This is a genomic window from Caulobacter sp. GW821-FHT11E11, from assembly GCF_058808315.1.
Map to the genome: position 1 here is coordinate 1 of NZ_JBXARO010000004.1, position 18,643 is coordinate 18,643.

The window sequence follows — 18,643 nt, forward strand, 5'->3', positions numbered from 1 at the left end:
CGCCGCCTGCGTTTCTCTTTCCAAATCAACAATGTCAAAGACCCAAGCTGCCGGAGCAACCTCACCGTTTAGCGCCCGGTGTCGGCGGAGGCGGCGTTTTAATCGCCTCAGCTTTAAAGTCAACGGAGTTTTTGAAAACTTCGAAATCTTCATGACAATCAATACCTGAGGCGCAACTAATCTCTCCGGGACTTTAAGAAATCCCGTCGACGTTTCGTCTCAAACATTGAATGCCCCGCCGCTGAGAACGTCGGGGAACGCGCTTCTATGGGGCGGCTGAGAGACTGTCAACATGCGTTTTGCCGCGCCTGATGTTGCCCACCCAACTAACGCGATCGTCTAATTTCGATGCCCCGAACGATTTGACCGGCCGTCACCCGGGGCCTGCCTTCATGAGCGCTCTCGACCTAGGGCGGATTGAGTTGTGCTCGGTCAGCGTCGGGACTAGTCGGACTCCGAAGCGCTTGGCCACGGCGCGGGCCTTGTGCTGGTCGACGCGCAGGGTCACGCGAAGTCTGTACAATGTCGCCAATGAACGCGGCTTGAGGAGAACAGCCATGGCTCTCGAAGACATTGTTGCGTGCCAAATCCATCCCGCCATCGGCATCGCGCGGATCGGCGACAGTCCCGACAGCTACTTCGTCGGACCCGAGACGCCTGGACTCCACCCGGATGAAACGGCCGTCTACAAGGACGCCCTCGGAAGAATCCGCCGTCAGGCCGCCCGGTTCAGGATCTTGGCCTCGACGCCTCAGGCCAGGTCATCGCCGAACTCAACAGCCTCACCGATGCCGTCACGGTCCGCTGGTCGGTAGAGGTCGCCAACCGCAAGGCCGCCGGCGTGCGCTTCAGCGGCGTGCGCCACGACCTGCGGCCGTGGGAAGATCCCGACTCCCCCCAGTAACTGCGCAATCGCCTAGTCAGCGACCGCGGCGCGCTGGAGATCACCCCCAGCGCAAGCTCGATCGGAGGCGTCAGCCTTTCAGGCGATCAGTATGCGTTCAACGACGGCGCCTTCATGGGCCACGCTGTCTATCTGGGAGAGCTACGTACCGATGAGGCCGGCCGCCTCCTCTTTCTAAGCGGTCGCGGCGCCTCGACCTCGATCGCTGGCGCAAGCCCACTGACACAATATGCCGACAACGACGGCTGGCACGACGACACCTGCGATGGTCGTGTCAGCGCGAGCGTCATGATCGATGGCCACGATATCCCACTCAAGGCGCCGTCCTGGGTCATCGTCGCCCCGCCCAAATCGCCCTCTTCATCCGCAACGTCGTCCCGCTGTCGGAGATCATGCTGGAAGCCGGCGGAGAAGCTCTGCCCGCAACTCTATCGTTCACCGACCACATCTATCCCCACTTCGCGGCCTTCGCCGATCAGCAGTGGGTCAACGGCATGGCTTTGCGCGGCCATGGCCCACAAAAGCCCGACAATTTCCGAGATCCCGACGATTGATAAGCTCAACGACAACTCGGCGCAGAACGCCGCCTATCGCGCTGCTGTATTCGCGCGCCTGCGTGAGCCCGGTTCGAAGGATTCGGCGCAAGCCAACTACAACTTCATGCCCTTGCTCTCGGGCGACGAAGGCGACTGCAAGGTAGGCGCACCCGACCATTGGCTGTCGCTGCCGCCAAGGATTTTCGAGGCGCTACGGCGCTGGAAGGATGGCGACTTCGAGCCCGATTGGCCCGGCGCCGTCCTGCCCCCGACCAAACTCGAAGGCCTTAAGGTGGGCCAACAACCCAGGGCGCTGGATCTGGCCGCGCTTGAACCGTGCGTAGGCGGCCCCTTCTTCCCCGGTATCGAGATCACCTACTTCTCTCGTTTTCCTGAACTCTACAGCGAACCCCTTCGCTTCGACGCTAGCAAGCTCAGGCCTGGCCTCATCACCCAGCGCATGGCCGTGCCCTGGCAAGCCGACTTCTTCGAATGTCAGGTCCACCTGGTGGCCGGCCAGCGCGCTGACGACGTGCTCAACGAAAACATCTATCGGCGCTCGGCCGAGGCCTTTCCGGAGGATCGTCGGGAAGGTCAACTGGCGCGGGCTACGACCGATCGCATCCGCTGGGATCGCGGCGTCGGCGATCGCTGGGTCGATCCCGAGACTGATCCACCGCCTAACGCAAGGCCTGCCCTGCCTGGCGACAACGACATGGTCGACAGGTGGAGGTCGCTAGGGTTCGTGGCGCCGATGCGGACGGATGCGGGTGAGGTCCTGCACGTAGAAACCGGTCGCAGCTGCTATGACGGCCTAGGCGACCGTGACTACTTCTTCTACCTGCTGAACATCGAGACCTACCCCGACTTCCTGCCCAAGGCGCGCGCCCTGGCCGCGCTTTTCCTGGGCCGGGCCAGAGCCCGTCTCGCCGACTCCACACCTGGCGCGGTCGACGACATGTATCGTCGCTTCCCCTACTCCAAGGAGGCTTTGCAACAGCGCCTGGACGAGATCTACGCCTTCTACCAGGCCATGGCGGGCCAAGATCTGCTCGAAGGCCCGGACAATCCCTTCCAGTCACGCGACGGCATGGTCGAGCGCATCCGGCAGTTCGCGCCGCTTAATCAGCTCGATGGCGCCTGGGTACGCAATGTCGGCCGCGCGGGACCGATCGATCAGGTCGGCGCCTTGCTGTTTTCGGTTTGGATGGACGAGGTCGGGGACGGTGATCCCGACCAGAACCACGCCAATGTCTATACCCGGCTGATGCAGTCGGTCGGCCTGCAATTGGCCCCGATCAACACCGCCGACTACGTCTATGATCCCAAGTTCCTGGACTCGGCATTCACCGTTCCGATGTTCGAACTGGCCATCTCGCAGTTCACCGACACCTACTATCCCGAAATCCTGGGCATGACCCTCCAACTGGAGTGGGAGGTCCTGGCGCTTTGGCCGACCGTGAAGCTGCTCCGCAATTTCGAGCTCGACTCACACTTCTACGAACTCCACATCGGGATCGACAACGCCGCGAACGGCCATGGCGCCAAGGCGCGAGAGGCCGTTGTACGCTTCCTCGACGAAGCCTATCGGCGGGGCGGCGACGCCGAAGTCCAGGCGGTCTGGCGCCGTATCTGGGACGGCTATGTCGCCTTCGCGACCACGGGCACGCTGGGGGGGATCTCAGGCACCTGCTCGATGGGCGCCGCCGTCAGATCGATCAGGCCAGCGATCGGGTCGACGCGATCATGCTCGAGAAGAAGAAGTACGGGGCCCTCAATCACGGGCCCCGCCGAGCCAACGGCTAGTTGATCAATGATCTCTTCGAAGATCCCGCCGCCTTCCGTCAGGCGCTCGTCGATGGCGGCTACATCCCCCCCGGCCGACCCGATTTGAGCCGGTTCTTCAAACTCACCAGTTTCGAAGGGCCGATGTACAAGGTCTTCACCGACGATGAGCTTGACGCCTTCAAGCTGTGGACCGTCTCGCTGAGCGGCGGCGGCAAGCCGGGTCCGGCCGAAACCGACCCCGCCAAGCTGATGGCCGCCTACATCGACTACCTTCGTCCTCAACAGGAAGGCACGCCCACCCATGCGGTCGTGCAGCTGACCGGTGAGGACCCTGCAAACCCTGGCCAATCCATCACCCAGTCGGTCGCCAGATGGTTCGATGAACCCACGCCGCGGTTCATGGTGGTTCTAGCCGACGCGGCCAACAAACTGATCACGCCAGGATCGAGCGCGAAGAGTCCCTTCCTGACCAAGTACGTGGCGGGAGGCAATGCGATGGGCGCGGCATTCCAGGCGATCGCCCCCAATACCGGAGGAAAGAGCTGGCGCCAGGTGGTGACGGATTGGATCGACAAGAGCTGCCCCATGCCAGACGCGCCGCGGACGCGCGCGCTGCAACCCGAGCTTGGGCCAGCCACGCGCCTGACCCTCTCCACGCCGCGTTCGGTCGAAGCACGCCACCCGCGAGGGCGTGTTCAAGGCATTGGCGCTGTCCACTAGGGAGGAAACCATGAGCGAGCAGCAATGCGCCACGTGCGGGGGCAAGGAAGACTTCGACGCCCGGTTAGCGCTCAACCGAATGGCGCTGAAGAACGAACAGTTGGCTGCGGTCATGCAGCGCTTCATGGCGGGGGTGGTCCAGACCAGCGGACTTGAGCGTGCCGCCCTGGCGGTCGAGGATCGCACGGCCTTGCTGACTGACTTGAGCCGCGAACTGGCCCGCATCGTAGGCGGACAGCCGACGACGGACTATCCAGAGTGTTGCCTGGTGGGCAGGCGCTATCCGAACGGCACAATCAGCTGGTTCTGCACGGGGGTGCTCATCCACCCACAGATCGTCTTGACCGCGGGCCATTGTTTTATTCCGGAACGCAAGGTCAACATTTCCAAAATTTGCCCCGAGATCTCCTTTCCAACAGGGGGACAGGGGTCGTCGCTCATCAAAGCCAACCACTTAGCGGCGTGCAGGAAGCCCGGATCACCAGGTGCAAACCGGGACGACCGGGCCCATCACCGCGCGATAGCTGGATAGCCACTGTCAGGGATCCCCCTGGCCTCAACCGAGAAAGTGGCAATGCCCCCTATCCCGAACGAAGCCCATACGGGCGAACTCCTCACCGTCGAAGAGGCCGCCCAGCGCGTCCGCTTGTCGGTCTCCACCCTCAACAAATGGCGCGTCAGCGGCGAAGGCCCCGTGTTCGTGAAACTCGGCCGCCGCGTCCTCTACCGCGCGCCTGATCTCGAAGCCTGGCTCCAACACGGCCGGCGTCAGTCGACCTCGGAGGTGACCCAATGAGCGCGACCGAAGTCTTCAAAAAGGTCATCCACTCTCGTTGGAGGATGAACCCTAACTCTTCCATTCGGGACGACTGGATGGAGGACGCGCTGGCCAGGCGCGGCCTAGAGGCGGCTACGGACCTGGAAGATCCAAGCTCCTTCTGTGGGCCGCTGTTGCCTCCCGCTCGCGCTCTCAATCTGATTGCGGACGTCTACAACCAGACGAAGTTGGCGAGATCCATCGTCGGCGACTGGATCGCGGATCAACTCCGCCTCTACCGCGTGGCGCTGAAGCACATCCTTCCACCACCGCCGCCGACGCCTTGGAAATCGGCCAGCACGCTGATGGCCGAGTCCTTCCCGCCGGTGAAATGGATCGCCCCGGGCTTCTTCCCTCAAGGCCTCGTCGTGCTGGGCGGCAAGCCCAAGCTGGGGAAGTCGTTCATGGTGCTGAACCTCGCCGTGGCGGTGGCCACGGGGTCGGAATTCCTAGGCGCAACGTGCGAGGCTGGCGACGTCCTCTATCTCGCGCTGGAGGACACCGAGCGCCGGCTCAAGGACCGTCTCACCAAGATGGCCGGGCCTGCCGACATCGCCAGATTGGACATCCTCACGCGGCTGCCTGACGAGGATGCGCTGGCGGCCAAGACCACCGGGCAGTGGCTGGCAGCCAAGCCCAACCCGCGTCTGATAATCGTGGACGTTCTTCAGAAGGTCCGGCCCGCCGTGACCCGCAGCGACAATTCCTACGCCGCCGACTACGCCGCGATCGCGCCGTGGAAGGATCTAGCCGACAAGCACGACATCTGCGTGGTCCTGATCCACCACACGCGGAAAATGCCGGCCGACGATCCCCTGGAAACGCTCAGCGGTACGAACGGGCTCACCGGTGCGGCCGACTGCATCATGGTGCTGGATCGGTCGAGCGCCGGCGTCGCGCTGGTTGGTCGGGGGCGGGATGTTGAAGAGTTCAACAGCGCCGTCCGCCACGATCCCAAGACCGGTCGCTGGATCCTTCTTGGCGACGGCGACAGCGTATTCCGGTCGGACGAGCGAACGTCGATCCTCCGCGCCCTGCGCGAAAGAGCCGAGCCCATGGGCCCAAGGGAAATCGCGGAAGCCGTGGGCGCGCCGGACGCCAATATCCGCAAGCTCCTCGCCAGCATGGTCAGGGACGGCCAGGTGGCGAAGCAGAAGTACGGCAAATATGCCGCCTGCGACCACACTGCTCACACCGATCACACTGGCTGGGCGGATGAGTGGATCGACGAAGCGGTCGAGGCTCTAGAGGAAGTGTGATCACTGTGATCGGTGTGATCGCCGATCCGTAAAACACGAACAGCTCACAGCATCAGACCGCCGGTCGTTAGGCCAACTCCTGCGACCGGCTTCACTTCTGCTCAGAACGAGCGCGCTCAATCCTCTCCGCCACCGCCGCCGCATCCATCAGCGTAACTAGATAGGGCTTTGGCGCTTCTTCGCCCTCTGTAAAGAACAACACTCGGTTGCCGTCGAACGAGCAGACATCGCCAGCCTTTGGCGAGAACTTTGCGGCGTTCATGCTGAAGCCAAGGGTTTCGCCGCTCGCCCCCACCAGCTCACGCGCCAAGATGTAGAACTGATGCGCTTCAGGCTTTGTTCGCACGCAGTCCTCCACGATAAGCACCGCTTCCGGCCATACCTTGAACCGCGCCTCGGTTAAGGCGCGAACATCGTCGCCACCCGCCTTCGCCAGGTTGTCGGCAATCTCGTCAATCTCGCCTCTCGGACGCCGAACCATCGTCGGGTGATCGCTCTTAGGCGGCCAGTAGCCAAAGCCTTTGCGGCCGTCCGTGCAGCCGTGCTTGGGCCAGGGGCGCCCAAGGTGATCGAAATAGACGCGAGAGCCCCGGTCGTTGGCGTAGAAGAATACCTTCGCTCCACATACAGGGCAGGAGGCGTTAGGGCGGACAAAGCAGGACGCGAAGCTGTCCGATCGGACCTCATAACGCTCCAGCGCGGCGCGCGCGTAGGCGATGTCGAGATCAAGCCTTGCCGCGCTTCGGCGACGACCGTAGTTCACGCACCAGCCACATAGGCAGTCGGCGTAGTGATTGTAGCCTGGCATCGCCCCTCTCCTGGCCTCCCCCGCCTCGTCAATCGTCTAGCATCAACGCAATTACCTCGCTGCAATCGGACGAAATGTGCCCATTGCGAGTGCCTCGGTGCCTTGTCGTGCAGACTGTTTCTTGCTCAGGTGGTGCTGAAGCTGGAGGAGCTACTATTGGGCGGGGGGAATAGCGTTCCAGGACACTCCGCGTGGTGCGTCCGCCCGCGATGAGCAACTCCGCCTTCAGCGAACGCGACATCTGCACCAAGTTCATCACTCCCGCCCTCGTCGCTGCGGGCTGGGACCTGACGGCGCAGATCCGCGAGGAAGTCAGCTTCACCAAGGGCCGCATCATCGTGCGCGGCAAGCTGGTCACGCGCGGCAAATCCAAGCGCGCCGATTATGTCCTTTATTATAAGCCCAATATCCCCCTGGCCATCATTGAGGCCAAGGACGGCGCGCACAGCGTCGGCGACGGCATGCAGCAAGCGCTGGACTACGCCGAGACGCTGGACATCCCCTACGTCTTCTCCTCCAACGGCAGCGGCTTCGCCTTCCACGATCGCACGGGAGCCAGCGCCCAGAAGGAGACGAACCTTCCGCTGGGCGCCTTCCCATCTCCGACCGACCTGTGGTCTCGCTATGCAGCCTGGAAAGGCTTCTCGGACGACGCCGAAAAGGTGGTCCTCCAGGACTACTTCGACGACGGCAGCGGCAAGGCCCCGCGCTACTACCAGCTCAACGCCGTCAACGCGGCGATCGAGGCCATCGCCAATGGGCGTGACCGGGTGCTTCTGGTCATGGCGACGGGCACCGGCAAGACCTACACGGCCTTCCAAATCATCTGGCGTCTATGGAAGGCCAAGCGGAAGAAGCGGATCCTGTTCCTGGCCGACCGGAACGTGCTGATCGACCAGACGATGGTCAATGACTTCCGGCCGTTCGGCTCGGCGATGGCCAAGCTCTCCTCCAAATCAAAGACCATCGAGCGCAATGACGGCACGACGGTGGATCTCGTGACCGCCATTGGCGCCAAGCGGCGGATCGACACCTCCTACGAGATCTATCTTGGCCTCTACCAGGCGATCACCGGGCCTGAAGAGGCTCAGAAGCTCTACAAGGAGTTCTCCCCGGATTTCTTCGACCTGATCGTCATCGACGAATGCCATCGCGGCAGCGCGGCGGAGGACTCAGCGTGGCGCGAGATCCTGAACCATTTCTCGTCGGCGACGCAGATCGGCTTGACCGCTACACCCAAGGAGACCGAGTACGCCTCCAACACCGACTATTTCGGTGAGCCGGTCTATTCGTACTCTCTGAAGCAAGGCATCCGCGACGGCTTCCTGGCCCCCTACAAGGTCATCAAGTGCCACATCGATCTCGACGTCGAGGGCTACCGGCCTGAGAAGGGAACCGTCGATCGCGACGGCGAGGAAGTCGAAGACCGGATCTACAACGCCAAGGACTTCGACCGCACCCTGGTGCTGGATCAGCGCACCAAGCTAGTCGCGTCACGGGTCACGGAGTTCCTGAAGGCGAGCGGCGACCGCTTTCAAAAGACGATCGTCTTCTGCGTCGATGAGGAGCACGCCGCCCGAATGCGCCAGGCCATGATCAACGAGAACAAGGATCTCGTCGACCAAAACGCCAAGTATGTGATGCGCATCACCGGCAGCGATCAGGACGGCCAGGCCCAGCTAGGCAACTTCATCGACCCCGAGTCGCGCTATCCCGTGCTCGTCACCACCTCGCGGCTGCTCTCCACGGGGGTGGACGCACAGACCTGCCGGCTGATCGTTCTCGACCGCCCGGTCGGCTCGATGACCGAGTTCAAGCAGATCGTGGGCCGGGGCACGCGGGTCCACGAGGACACCAAGAAGTACTATTTCACCCTGATGGACTTCAGGGGCGCGACCAACCATTTCGCCGACCCCGAGTTCGATGGCGAGCCAGTGCAGATCTATAAGCCTGGCGATTTCGACCCGATCACGCCTCCAGATGACGTCCCGCCGATAGACGACGGCGAAGACGGCATTCCGCCCGAGCCCGGGCCTGATGAGGTCATCGTGGACAGGCCTGACATCACGCTCACCGACGGCTTCGCGGAGAAGCAGAAGAAGGTCTATGTCGACGGCGTCGCCGCAAAGGTGATCTCCGAGCGCATCGAATACCTCGACGCTAGCGGCAAGCTAGTCACCGAAAGTTTGCGGGACTACACCCGCAACACCCTGCGCAAGCACTATGCGTCCCTGGAGGCCTTCCTGCGGCGCTGGAACGCGACCGATCGCAAGCAGGCCATCATCGACGAACTGGCCGAAGAGGGCCTGTCGCTAGACGTGCTGAGCGACGACGTCGGCAAAGATCTCGATCCCTTCGACCTGATTTGCCACGTCGCCTTCGATCGACCGCCGCTCACCCGCCAGGAACGCGCCGCCAACGTTCGCAAACGCGACGTCTTCACCCGCCATGGCGACCAGGCCCGCGCGGTTCTGGAGGCTCTGCTGGCCAAGTATGAGGACGAGGGCTTGCTGAACTTGGACGATCCGCAGGTGTTGCGTATCGCTCCGTTCGACCAGATGGGGACGCCGCTGCAACTGGTTCGTCAGTTTGGCTCGCGGGAAAAGTTCGAGGCGGCCGTGCACGAACTCCAAGCCGAACTCTATGCGAGCGGCGCTTAGACCGACCCCCGTAAATGCGGATTTGCTGAACGCGCCAACCCAGCCTAATCCCGACCCGTCCAATCGAGCCTGGCGTCCCTTCGACGTCGAAATGGCGATCTACGCAAAGCTTCGAGGCCTGTAACCTTGTCCGTCCGTACCCTCGTCAAATCCATCCAGAAAATCATGCGCAAGGATGTCGGCGTCGACGGCGACGCCCAGCGCCTGGGTCAGCTTTGCTGGATGTTCTTCCTCAAGATCATCGACGACCAGGACCAGGAGCTGGAAATGCTCCGCGGTGACTACCAATCCCCGATCCCGGACCACCTGCGCTGGTCGGCTTGGGCGGCTGATCCGGAAGGCATGACGGGCGATGGGCTAAGCGACTTCGTCAACAACACCCTCTTCCCGACGCTCAAGACCCTGCCGCTCAGCGGCAAGCCCGGAGATCGCGCACGGGTCGTTCGGGCCGTCTTCGAGGACGCCTACAACTATATGAAGTCTGGGCAGTTGCTGCGCCAGATCATCAACAAGATCAACGAGGTCGACTTCAACGATCTGGCTGAGCGCCAGCATTTCGGCGACGTCTATGAGCAGCTTCTCAACGACTTGCAGAGCGCCGGTAACGCCGGAGAGTACTACACCCCCCGCGCCGTCACCGCCTTCATGGTCGATCGTATCGACCCGCGTCCTGGCGAAACCCTGTTCGATCCGGCCTGCGGCACAGGCGGCTTCCTAACCTGTTCGATCCGCCACATGCGCGACCGCTATGTGAAGCGGCCAGAGGACGAACAGGCGCTCCAGGCCGGCCTGCGGGCGGTGGAGAAGAAGCCCCTGCCGCATATGCTGGCCACCACCAACATGCTGTTGCATGGCGTCGAAGACCCCGGCTTCCTGCGCCACGACAACACCCTGGCTCGCCCGTTGATCTCTTGGGGCAAGGACGAGCGCGTCGACATCGTGCTGACCAACCCGCCGTTCGGCGGCCAGGAAGAGGACGGTATCGAAACCAACTTCCCAACCTTCCGTACCAAGGAAACGGCGGATCTGTTCCTCGCGCTGATCGTGCGCCTGCTGAAGGACGGCGGCCGCGCCGCCGTGGTGCTGCCGGACGGCACGCTGTTCGGTGATGGGGTCACCGGTCGCCTGAAGGAACACCTGATGGAGGAGTGCAACCTGCACACCATCGTCCGGCTGCCCAATTCCGTCTTCAAGCCCTACGCCTCGATCGGCACCAACCTGCTGTTCTTCGAGAAGGGCGCGCCGACGAAAGAGACCTGGTTCTTCGAGCACCACGTGCCGGAAGGCCAGAAGGCCTATTCGATGACCAAGCCGATCCGCCTGGAGCATCTGCAGCCCTGTATCGACTGGTGGGGCGGCCAGGATCGCGAGGGCCGGCAAGAAGGTCCGCAAGCCTGGCGGGTGACGATCGATGACGTCAAGGCGCGCGGCTACAATCTCGACTTCAAGAACCCCCACGCGGTGGCTGATGACCACGGCGATCCGGAAGCGCTCCTGGCCGACTTGGACGCCGCAGAGGCGGATGTCGCAGTCTTGCGCGACCAGTTGAAGGCGATCCTGGCTGAGGCGCTTGCCCGATGAACGCGGAGCGCTTGTTGCAGCACTACGAGCGGATCGCGGACGCACCGGACGCGGTCGCTCTTCTGCGCCGCTTCGTTCTCGATCTGGCAGTGCGTGGCAAGTTGGTGCCGCAGGATGAGAACGATGAACCGGCGTCGGAGCTGCTAAAGCGGGTCGCGAATGAGAAGGCGCGGCTCGCGAAGACTGGGGAGGCCAAGAAGGATAAGCCGCTTCCGGCTATCGGGGACGACGTAGAGTTCGATCTTCCCGCGACGTGGCAATGGGTTCGCCTGGGGGGCATCACCTCATACATTCAGCGCGGAAAATCACCCAAGTATGCCATCTCAGAAGGTTCTCCCGTCATTTCACAGAGGTGCGTTCAGTGGCGAGGGCTTGACCTATCGGCCGCTAAAAGGATCACGGTCGAGTCGCTAGCTGACTATGAGGGCATTCGTTTCATCCGCGATGGCGACCTGCTGTGGAACTCGACGGGAACCGGAACGATTGGGCGTGTTATTCGCGTCGTCGATCCACCCGAAAATCTAGTTTGCGACAGCCACGTCACGATCGTGCGGTGTCTGGAAGTCATTCCAGAATATGTCCGCACTTGGCTTCGATCCGACCAGGTGTATGGCGTCATTGAAGATCGCGCTGCAGGTTCAACTAACCAGGTCGAACTAACTGCCCAGATGGCGACCAACCAAGTTGTGCCGCTCCCACCGCTCGCCGAACAGCACCGCATCGTCGCCAAAGTCGATGAACTGATGGGCCTATGCGACCGCCTGGAGGCGGCGCGGGAGGCGCGGGAGGCGACGCGCGACCGGCTGGCGGCGGCGAGCCTCGCCCGCCTCAACACGCCCGATCCGGACACCTTCAAAGACGACGCCCGCTTCGCCCTAGACGCGCTGCCCGCCCTCACCACGCGCCCCGACCAGATCAAGCGCCTGCGCCAGACCATCCTGAACCTGGCGGTGCGCGGCAAACTGGTTCCGCAGGATGGAAGCGACGAACCGGCGTCGGAACTGCTGAAGCGCATCGCTAAGGAGCGAACAGGGCCTCAAGCCATGAAGAAAGCCCGCCGAAACGGCGAGACCGATGTTTCCACCCTTCGGACAGACACTCCTCTGCCGGTCGGGTGGCTTTGGACAAACATCGACGAGGTAGCCCTATCGATGCGATATGGCACTTCAACTAAATGCGAGTATGCGGCATCTGGCGTTCCGGTGCTGCGCATTCCAAATGTATCCGGTGGTGTCGTCTCGCTCGATGACATCAAGTTCGGACCGCTCACTGATGGCGAGATACGCGACTTGGCGTTGAACGCTGGCGACATTTTGATGATCCGATCAAACGGTAGCCTCGACATCGTAGGACGCCCGGCAGTTGTGACGGCCGACGCCGAAGGAATGGCCTTTGCTGGCTACCTCGTGCGCCTTCGGATGAGCTTGGCGCACATCAAGCCGGGTTACATCTGGCTGGCGCTGAACTCGACCGACGTTCGCGACCAGATAGAAAGGCCAATTCGATCTGCTGTTGGCTTGAAGAACGTCAATCTCACAGAGTTCGGCTCATTGACTATTCCTCTCCCACCACTCGCCGAACAGCACCGCATCGTCGCCAAGGTCGATGAGTTGATGAGCGTGTGCGATCGTTTGGAGGAGAGCTTGACGACTGCTGGCAACGTCCAGCATCGCCTTTTGGAAGTCCTCCTCTCAAAAGCCGTGCCCGCCAACGCCCTCGCCCGCGCTGCAGCCTAATGACGGACATCGACTGGGCCGAAGTCGCCGCCGAGCTCGAAAAGCTCTACGACGCCTCGGCCCGGTTGGAGGCCATGTTTCCCGGCCGCAAGTTCACCCTCGACGGCCATCTCGTTGGCAGCATCGGCGAGGTGGTCGCCGCCTACATGTTCGACCTCGACCTGAACCGCGCCTCAACCCTTGGGCATGACGCACTCGCGCGCGATGGCCGCCCGGTCGAGATCAAGCCGACCCAGGGCAAAGCCGTGGCCATCCGCTATGAGCCGGGACACCTGATAGTCCTCCAACGCCCGCGCGGCGGCCCGGTCCGTGTGGTGTTCAACGGCCCCGGCGAAATCGCCTGGAACGCCTGCGGCGGCATGGCCTCCAACGGCCAGCGCCCAATCCGCCTATCAACCCTCACGGCCCTTAACGCCACGTTGGATGACGCTGTGCGGCTGCCTCAAATCCGCTCAGCGCCAGTTTAGCGCAACCGGTTGTAGAGCTTGGGAAGTGCTGATTGGATAACGGGTAAGACTTCTAGAAGAGCACCCGTCGCCGATGCCCGTTCCCGACTACCAGGCCCTGATGAAGCCGCTTCTGAAAAGAACCGTCGAGGCCGCACGTCCGTTGGCCATTCCGGAGGTCGCGCCGCTGATCGCAGCGGATCTGGCGCTCACTGACGAGCAGCTCGCCGAACGTCTGCCGAGCGGCCGCCAGACCACGTTCCACAATCGCCTTCACTGGGCCAAGCAATATATGACGCGCGCCGGCCTGCTGGTCTCGACGAAGCGCGGGCAATTCGAGGCGACCAACGAAGGACGGGCGCTGCTCGATAAGGGTTTGCCAGACATCAATAACGACGTGCTGAACCAGTATCCGGCCTTCGTCGCCTGGCGACTTGGTGCGGAAGGCGCTCCTAACACTGAGCCAAGCGCGCCCACGAGTTACGCGCCCCCCGATCGAACCCACACCAGCGACGCCTGAAGAGCGCATGGAGACGGCTCGCCGCGAACTCGACGCCAGCCTCCGCGCCGAACTGCTCGATCGCGTGCGTGTAATGCACCCTGGCGACTTCGAGGAGCTGATCATCCTTCTGCTCGTACGGATGGGCTACGGGCAGGGCCGCGAGGAAATGGCGCAAGCGCTGGGTGGATCTAGCGACGGCGGCGTGGATGGCGTGGTCCACCAGGACCCGCTTGGCCTCGATCGGGTCTACATCCAGGCGAAGCGCTACAAGGAAGGAAACACCGTCGGCCCAGAGGCGGTGAACAGCTTCATCGGCGCTCTCAATATCAAGCGCGCGAACAAGGGGCTGTTCGTGACGGCCTCCACATTCACGAAGCAGGCCCGCGACCATGCCGAGCGCTCGACCACGCACATCGTGCTGGTCGATGGTGAGCGATTATCGGAACTTATGGTCCGTCATGGCGTGGGCGTCGTGGCGCGGGAAACCATCGCGATCAAGGCGATCGACGAAGGCTTCTTTACGGACTGACCCGCCGACGATGCGCGGCTCTTCGACGTTTTGAAACTCGCTCGCCGCGCTAGGCCGCCCAGAGACGTTACCAGTTCCAAGATGGGACCCCCGCCGGGTCACCCATCCCCCCCGGGGTATCGACCATCCGTCACCGTCGCACAAATTCAGCGAGCCCCCCCGGGGGGTGGGGGGCACCTTGACGTCAGCGATTTGATGCCGATTTGATGCCGGGCCGAAATCCGGTCGTCGAGCGGCGCGAGCCGATTGCTCGTAAACCACTGAAAAGAAAGGAGGAGGATGGTGGACGCGACAGGGATTGAACCTGTGACCCCTACGATGTCAACGTAGTGCTCTCCCGCTGAGCTACGCGTCCGCCGAAGCGAACCGGAAGCGTCTCCGAAGAAACGTCCCGGCCGGGAAGGTGTGGGGGTATAGCGGCGGCTTTTCCGGTAGGCAAGCCGCCCAATACGCTTTGGGCAAAGTTTTTTAGGCGGCCATCATTTTTTCCACCTCGGCGACCAGGTCGCGCAGGTGGACGGGCTTGGACAGCACCTTGGCGCCGGCCGGCGCGCGGTCCTGCGCCGACAGGGCGACGGCGGCGAAGCCGGTGATGAACATGATGCGCAGGGACGGATCGCGGGCGGCGGCCTGGCGGGCCACCTCGATGCCGTCCATGCCGGGCATGACGATGTCGGTCAGCAGCAGATCCCAGGGGGCTTCCAGGTGCTGGACGGCTTCCTCGCCGTCGGCGCAGGCCTGGACTTCGAAGCCGGCGCGCTCCAGCGCCCGGGCCAGGAAGCCACGGAGGGAATCGTCGTCTTCGGCGAGGAGGATGCGGGCCATCAGGTCAGGTGTCCGGAAGGTGTGCGGCTATAGAGAAGCCACCATACCGCGCGGAGCGTAAATCGGGGATGAACCTAATCGTCGCGGCCATCATTCCGCTTGTGGACGGATAGACTCATTGTGGAGGCTGGCGCCGATTGCCGTTTGACCCCGGCCCGCCCGCCTTCGATGATGACGCCATGAGCGCTTGGCGGCCCCTCACGACCGATGACTCGGTAACCGCGCCGCTGGAGACCTTCAGCGGCCCGGCGTTCGAGGTCACGCGCGCCGCCCCGGCCGGCGCCCCGCCGCCGACGGCGCTGGTGTTCGCCTCGCCCCACTCCGGCGACGTCTATCCCGAGGACATGCTGTCGGCCGCCCGCCTGCCGGTCGAGACCCTGCGCGCTTCGGAGGACGCCTTTGTCGACCGGATCGTGGCCGGGACCCCCGCCCTCGGCGCCAGCCTGATCCGCGCCCGCTTCGCCCGCGCCTATGTCGACCTCAATAGAGAGCCGTGGGAGCTGGACCCGGCGATGTTCGACGGTGATTTGCCCGAATACGCCCGTGGCCGCACGGCTCGGGTGGCGGCGGGCCTGGGGACCATCCCCCGCATCGCCGGCGAGGGTCGCCCGATCTATGCCCGCAAGCTGACCTTCACCGAGGCCAAGGACCGGGTCGAGCTGGCCCACCGGCCTTATCACGACGCCCTGGACCGCCAGCTGGCGGCGGCGCGGGCCGCCCATGGCGCGGCGATCCTGATCGACTGGCACTCGATGCCGGCCGCCGCCGCGCGCGGCCAGCGGGCCAAGGGCGGCGGGCCGTGCGACATCGTGCTGGGCGACCGCTTCGGCGCGGCCTGCTCGCCCAAGCTGACCGGCCTAGTCGAGCGCGAGCTGGAAACCCTGGGCTACCGCGTCGTGCGCAACGCGCCCTATGCCGGCGGCTACACCACCGAACACTACGGCCGCCCGGTGCGCCGCACCCACGCCCTGCAGATCGAGATCAACCGCGCGCTCTATATGAACGAGACCACGCGCGAGCCGACGGACGGGTTGGCGCGGCTGACGGCGGACGCCGAGGCGGTGACGCGGGCGTTGGCGGGGCTGGATCTCAGCGAGCTGAAGTAGCGCCCTTCAGGCGATGGCCCGGGTCTGGCGCAGGATGTGGGACAGTTCCTCGACCGAATAGGGTTTGTGCAGCAGCGGAAAGCCGTGGCGCGCGTCGGTGGCCAGCACGTGGCTGTAGCCGCTGGTCAGGATCACCGGCAGGCCCGGCCAGCGACGCCGGATGGTCCGGGCCAGCTCGACGCCGCCCATGCCGGGCATCACCACATCGCTGAACACCAGGTCGAAGGCGTCGCCGCCCTCCAGCACCGCCAGGGCGTCGGCGGCATTGGCGGCCCAGTCGGTCTGATAGCCCAGGTCCTGCAGCAGCTGGGTCGTGAACTCGCCGATGGAGCCGTTGTCCTCGACCACCAGGACACGCCCGCGATGCTGCATGTGGGCCGGCGCGGCCGGGCTCGTGGTCGCGGGAAGCGCCTCGCGCGTGCGCGGCAGGAACAGCGTGAACGTCGCCCCCTGCCCCATGCGACTGGCCACGGCCACGTCGCCGCCCGACTGCTTGGCGAAGCCGTAGACCTGGGAGAGGCCCAGGCCCGTGCCGCGCCCCACCTCCTTGGTCGTGAAGAAGGGGTCGAAGATCCTCGCCAGGTCATCGGCGGCGATGCCGGACCCTTGGTCGGTGACGGCGACGGTGACGAAGTCCCCCCGGCTGGCGGCGTGGCCGCGCAGGGCGGGGATGGCGTCGGCCGCGTCGATCCGCACGGTCAGGTCGCCCTCGCCGTCCATGGCGTCGCGGCCGTTGACCGCGAGATTGATCAGGGCGGTCTCGAACTGATTGACGTCGGCCTCGACCGCGCAGTCCTCGCAGGCCAGGTCGATCTGCAGCCGGATGCGCGCGCCCAGGACCGAGCGCAGGATGTCGCCCAGCACGTCCACCCGCTCGGCGATGTTGAAGCGCTCGGGCTTGAGCGCCTGGCGGCGCGAGAACGCCAGCAGCTGGCTGGTCAGCTTGGCGGCGCGATCGGCGGTGTCGGAGATCGCGTCGACATAACGGCGGCGGCGCTCGGGCGGCAGGTCGCGGCTGCGCAACAGGTCGGCCGACGAGCGGATCACCGTCAGCAGGTTGTTGAAGTCATGGGCGACGCCGCCCGTCAGCTGGCCGATGGCTTCCATCTTCTGGGCCTGGCGCAGGGCCTCCTCGGCCAGCTTCAGCTGCTCGGCCTGGAGCTTCTCCTCGGTGACGTCGCGTCCGTAGCCATAGATCAGGCCGTCCTCATTGGCCGTGTTCCACGAGATCCAGCGACTGCCGCCGTCGGCGGTGACATAGCGGTTCTCGAACCCCGTCGCCTGCTCGCCGCCGACGACGCCCGCCAGGGCCTGACGCGTCTCTTCCCGATCGTCTTGCAGCACGAAGGACTCGATCGTCCGGCCGACAACGTCCTCGACACGGTGGCCCAGGATCCGCGTCCAGGCCGGACTGACCGCCTGGAACACGCCACGCCGGTCGACCACCACCATCAGGTCGCGGGCATTGGTCCAGATCCGGTCGTGTCGCCGCTTTTCGGCTTCGACCATCGCGGCCTGGGCGAAGGCCCCCGCCGCGCGATCCGCGATCAGATTGGCCAGGTCGAGCAGCCCGTCGTCGCCGCGACGATGGGGATTCAGCCCCAGAACAAGGACGGCGGCCGGGGCCTCGTCCGGTCCGGTGACCGGCAAGATCAGCGCCCGGGTCGGCGGAATGGACCACGGCCCCGTGGGCAAGGCGCCGTCCGCCTCCAGCGGATAGTCCTGCGCCCCGCCGGTCTCGAGCGGCCAGGGTGATTGCAGCAGGCCCCGCGCCTCGTCGGTGGCCGCGCAGCCGACCAAGCCGCCCATCGCGTCGCGGACATAGGCCAGGGCGAACGGGAAATCCTCCGTGTTGCTGGCCAGCGCGTCGCACAGGCCCTGGACGACCGCATCCCGGGTGACCGCGCCGATCAGGCACTCGCCAAGCCGGCGCACGGTGTCCAGTCGCCGCTCGCTGATGACCCGCTCGGTCTCCTCGGTGACGATGCACATCAGCCCCCGGATCGCCTCGCCGTCGCGCAACGGGCTGTAGGAGAAGGTGTGGTAGGTCTCCTCGGGATAGCCGCTGCGCTCCAGAAGCAGCTGCAGCGCCTTGTTCCAGGTCGGCCTGCCCTCGACCATGACCGAGCGCACCTGGGGCTCGACGTCGGCATAGACCTCTTTCCAGACCTCGCGGAACGGCGCGCCCAGGGCGTGCGGATGCTTGATCCCAAGCGTGGGGATGTAGGCGTCGTTGTAGAAGAAGCAGCAGAGGTCCTCGCCCCAGCCGAGCCACATCTCGAACCGCGAGGTCAGCATCATGGCCAGCGGCGTGGTCAGCCCGGTCGGCCAGGTATCGGGCGGGCCCAGCGGCGTCGCCGACCAATCCTTCTGGCGCATGCGCCGCGCCATTTCGCTGTCGCCAGGAAAGATTCTGGCCAAGGCGA

Annotated in this window: 16 protein-coding genes and 1 tRNA gene; 13 read left to right on the top strand and 4 right to left on the bottom strand. The window is 64.2% G+C overall.

The annotated features are described in order from the left end of the window. Nucleotides 1–557: 557 nt before the first annotated feature. The 6 genes from AC1RR5_RS10370 to AC1RR5_RS10395 all read left to right on the top strand — a co-directional run bounded on the left by AC1RR5_RS10370 (nucleotide 558) and on the right by AC1RR5_RS10395 (nucleotide 6,024). Nucleotides 558–815 carry a LodA/GoxA family CTQ-dependent oxidase gene (locus tag AC1RR5_RS10370; protein WP_492921345.1) on the top strand — a complete coding sequence of 86 codons (258 nt, stop codon included), beginning with the start codon at nucleotides 558–560 and terminating at the stop codon, nucleotides 813–815. 89 nt (nucleotides 816–904) lie between these two features. Further along, a complete protein-coding gene (locus AC1RR5_RS10375; protein ID WP_492922083.1) occupies nucleotides 905–3,250 on the top strand; it encodes a LodA/GoxA family CTQ-dependent oxidase in 2,346 nt (781 codons plus the stop codon). Beyond that, a complete protein-coding gene (locus tag AC1RR5_RS10380) occupies nucleotides 3,247–3,948 on the top strand; it encodes a hypothetical protein (protein ID WP_492921346.1) in 702 nt (233 codons plus the stop codon). Before AC1RR5_RS10375 ends, AC1RR5_RS10380 begins: the two co-directional genes overlap by 4 nt. Before the next feature lie 10 nt (nucleotides 3,949–3,958). Next, nucleotides 3,959–4,480: a trypsin-like serine protease gene (locus tag AC1RR5_RS10385; RefSeq protein ID WP_492921348.1), complete on the top strand. Its 522-nt coding sequence runs from the start codon at nucleotides 3,959–3,961 to the stop codon at nucleotides 4,478–4,480. Between the two features lie 42 nt (nucleotides 4,481–4,522). Next, nucleotides 4,523–4,744, top strand: a complete 222-nt coding sequence (locus AC1RR5_RS10390; RefSeq protein ID WP_492921350.1) for a helix-turn-helix transcriptional regulator — start codon at nucleotides 4,523–4,525, stop codon at nucleotides 4,742–4,744. Next, nucleotides 4,741–6,024, top strand: a complete 1,284-nt coding sequence (locus AC1RR5_RS10395) for an AAA family ATPase (RefSeq protein WP_492921351.1) — start codon at nucleotides 4,741–4,743, stop codon at nucleotides 6,022–6,024. Before AC1RR5_RS10390 ends, AC1RR5_RS10395 begins: the two co-directional genes overlap by 4 nt. A gap of 91 nt (nucleotides 6,025–6,115) precedes the next feature. Here AC1RR5_RS10395 and AC1RR5_RS10400 read toward each other — a convergent pair whose 3' ends face one another. Further along, a complete protein-coding gene (locus AC1RR5_RS10400; RefSeq protein ID WP_492921353.1) occupies nucleotides 6,116–6,832 on the bottom strand; it encodes a hypothetical protein in 717 nt (238 codons plus the stop codon). A gap of 209 nt (nucleotides 6,833–7,041) precedes the next feature. Between AC1RR5_RS10400 and hsdR the strand changes: the two genes are divergently transcribed. The 6 genes from hsdR (at nucleotide 7,042) to AC1RR5_RS10430 (ending at nucleotide 14,286) form a co-directional block, all read left to right on the top strand. Beyond that, complete coding sequence (hsdR, locus tag AC1RR5_RS10405) at nucleotides 7,042–9,492, top strand: EcoAI/FtnUII family type I restriction enzme subunit R (protein ID WP_492921355.1); 2,451 nt, start codon at nucleotides 7,042–7,044, stop codon at nucleotides 9,490–9,492. Between the two features lie 126 nt (nucleotides 9,493–9,618). After that, a complete protein-coding gene (locus tag AC1RR5_RS10410) occupies nucleotides 9,619–11,073 on the top strand; it encodes an N-6 DNA methylase (RefSeq protein WP_492921357.1) in 1,455 nt (484 codons plus the stop codon). After that, nucleotides 11,070–12,809 carry a restriction endonuclease subunit S gene (locus AC1RR5_RS10415; protein ID WP_492921359.1) on the top strand — a complete coding sequence of 580 codons (1,740 nt, stop codon included), beginning with the start codon at nucleotides 11,070–11,072 and terminating at the stop codon, nucleotides 12,807–12,809. The genes AC1RR5_RS10410 and AC1RR5_RS10415 overlap by 4 nt, the downstream gene beginning before the upstream one ends. After that, on the top strand, nucleotides 12,809–13,276 hold the full coding sequence (locus AC1RR5_RS10420; protein ID WP_492921361.1) for a DUF6998 domain-containing protein: 468 nt from the start codon (nucleotides 12,809–12,811) through the stop codon (nucleotides 13,274–13,276). The genes AC1RR5_RS10415 and AC1RR5_RS10420 overlap by 1 nt, the downstream gene beginning before the upstream one ends. Nucleotides 13,277–13,349: 73 nt before the next feature. Next, entirely contained in the window at nucleotides 13,350–13,775 is a 426-nt protein-coding gene (locus AC1RR5_RS10425; protein ID WP_492921362.1) for a winged helix-turn-helix domain-containing protein, read from the top strand. 7 nt (nucleotides 13,776–13,782) lie between these two features. Further along, entirely contained in the window at nucleotides 13,783–14,286 is a 504-nt protein-coding gene (locus tag AC1RR5_RS10430; RefSeq protein WP_492921364.1) for a restriction endonuclease, read from the top strand. A 280-nt stretch (nucleotides 14,287–14,566) separates the two neighbouring features. Here the strand turns inward: AC1RR5_RS10430 and AC1RR5_RS10435 are convergent. Then, nucleotides 14,567–14,641 (bottom strand) — tRNA-Val (locus AC1RR5_RS10435). A 113-nt stretch (nucleotides 14,642–14,754) separates the two neighbouring features. Continuing rightward, entirely contained in the window at nucleotides 14,755–15,111 is a 357-nt protein-coding gene (cpdR, locus tag AC1RR5_RS10440; protein ID WP_291871818.1) for a cell cycle two-component system response regulator CpdR, read from the bottom strand. Nucleotides 15,112–15,290: 179 nt separating this feature from the next. Here cpdR and AC1RR5_RS10445 point away from each other — a divergent pair, with 179 nt between their 5' ends. Then, entirely contained in the window at nucleotides 15,291–16,217 is a 927-nt protein-coding gene (locus AC1RR5_RS10445; RefSeq protein WP_492921366.1) for an N-formylglutamate amidohydrolase, read from the top strand. Nucleotides 16,218–16,223: 6 nt separating this feature from the next. On the opposite strand, the gene AC1RR5_RS10450 is transcribed toward AC1RR5_RS10445, so the two are convergent. Then, complete coding sequence (locus AC1RR5_RS10450) at nucleotides 16,224–18,596, bottom strand: ATP-binding protein (RefSeq protein ID WP_492921368.1); 2,373 nt, start codon at nucleotides 18,594–18,596, stop codon at nucleotides 16,224–16,226. Nucleotides 18,597–18,643: the final 47 nt, after the last annotated feature.

Excerpts from the sequence above, each read along its gene's own strand:
- AC1RR5_RS10395 (WP_492921351.1), top strand. The coding sequence starts at position 4,741 with ATGAGCGCGACCGAAGTCTTCAAAAAGGTCATCCACTCTCGTTGGAGG.
- AC1RR5_RS10400 (WP_492921353.1), bottom strand. The coding sequence starts at position 6,832 with ATGCCAGGCTACAATCACTACGCCGACTGCCTATGTGGCTGGTGCGTG.
- AC1RR5_RS10430 (WP_492921364.1), top strand. The coding sequence starts at position 13,783 with ATGGAGACGGCTCGCCGCGAACTCGACGCCAGCCTCCGCGCCGAACTG.
- AC1RR5_RS10390 (WP_492921350.1), top strand. The coding sequence starts at position 4,523 with ATGCCCCCTATCCCGAACGAAGCCCATACGGGCGAACTCCTCACCGTC.
- AC1RR5_RS10370 (WP_492921345.1), top strand. The coding sequence starts at position 558 with ATGGCTCTCGAAGACATTGTTGCGTGCCAAATCCATCCCGCCATCGGC.
- AC1RR5_RS10445 (WP_492921366.1), top strand. The coding sequence starts at position 15,291 with ATGAGCGCTTGGCGGCCCCTCACGACCGATGACTCGGTAACCGCGCCG.
- cpdR (WP_291871818.1), bottom strand. The coding sequence starts at position 15,111 with ATGGCCCGCATCCTCCTCGCCGAAGACGACGATTCCCTCCGTGGCTTC.
- AC1RR5_RS10425 (WP_492921362.1), top strand. The coding sequence starts at position 13,350 with ATGCCCGTTCCCGACTACCAGGCCCTGATGAAGCCGCTTCTGAAAAGA.
- AC1RR5_RS10420 (WP_492921361.1), top strand. The coding sequence starts at position 12,809 with ATGACGGACATCGACTGGGCCGAAGTCGCCGCCGAGCTCGAAAAGCTC.
- hsdR (WP_492921355.1), top strand. The coding sequence starts at position 7,042 with ATGAGCAACTCCGCCTTCAGCGAACGCGACATCTGCACCAAGTTCATC.
- AC1RR5_RS10385 (WP_492921348.1), top strand. The coding sequence starts at position 3,959 with ATGAGCGAGCAGCAATGCGCCACGTGCGGGGGCAAGGAAGACTTCGAC.
- AC1RR5_RS10450 (WP_492921368.1), bottom strand. The coding sequence starts at position 18,596 with ATGCGCCAGAAGGATTGGTCGGCGACGCCGCTGGGCCCGCCCGATACC.
- AC1RR5_RS10415 (WP_492921359.1), top strand. The coding sequence starts at position 11,070 with ATGAACGCGGAGCGCTTGTTGCAGCACTACGAGCGGATCGCGGACGCA.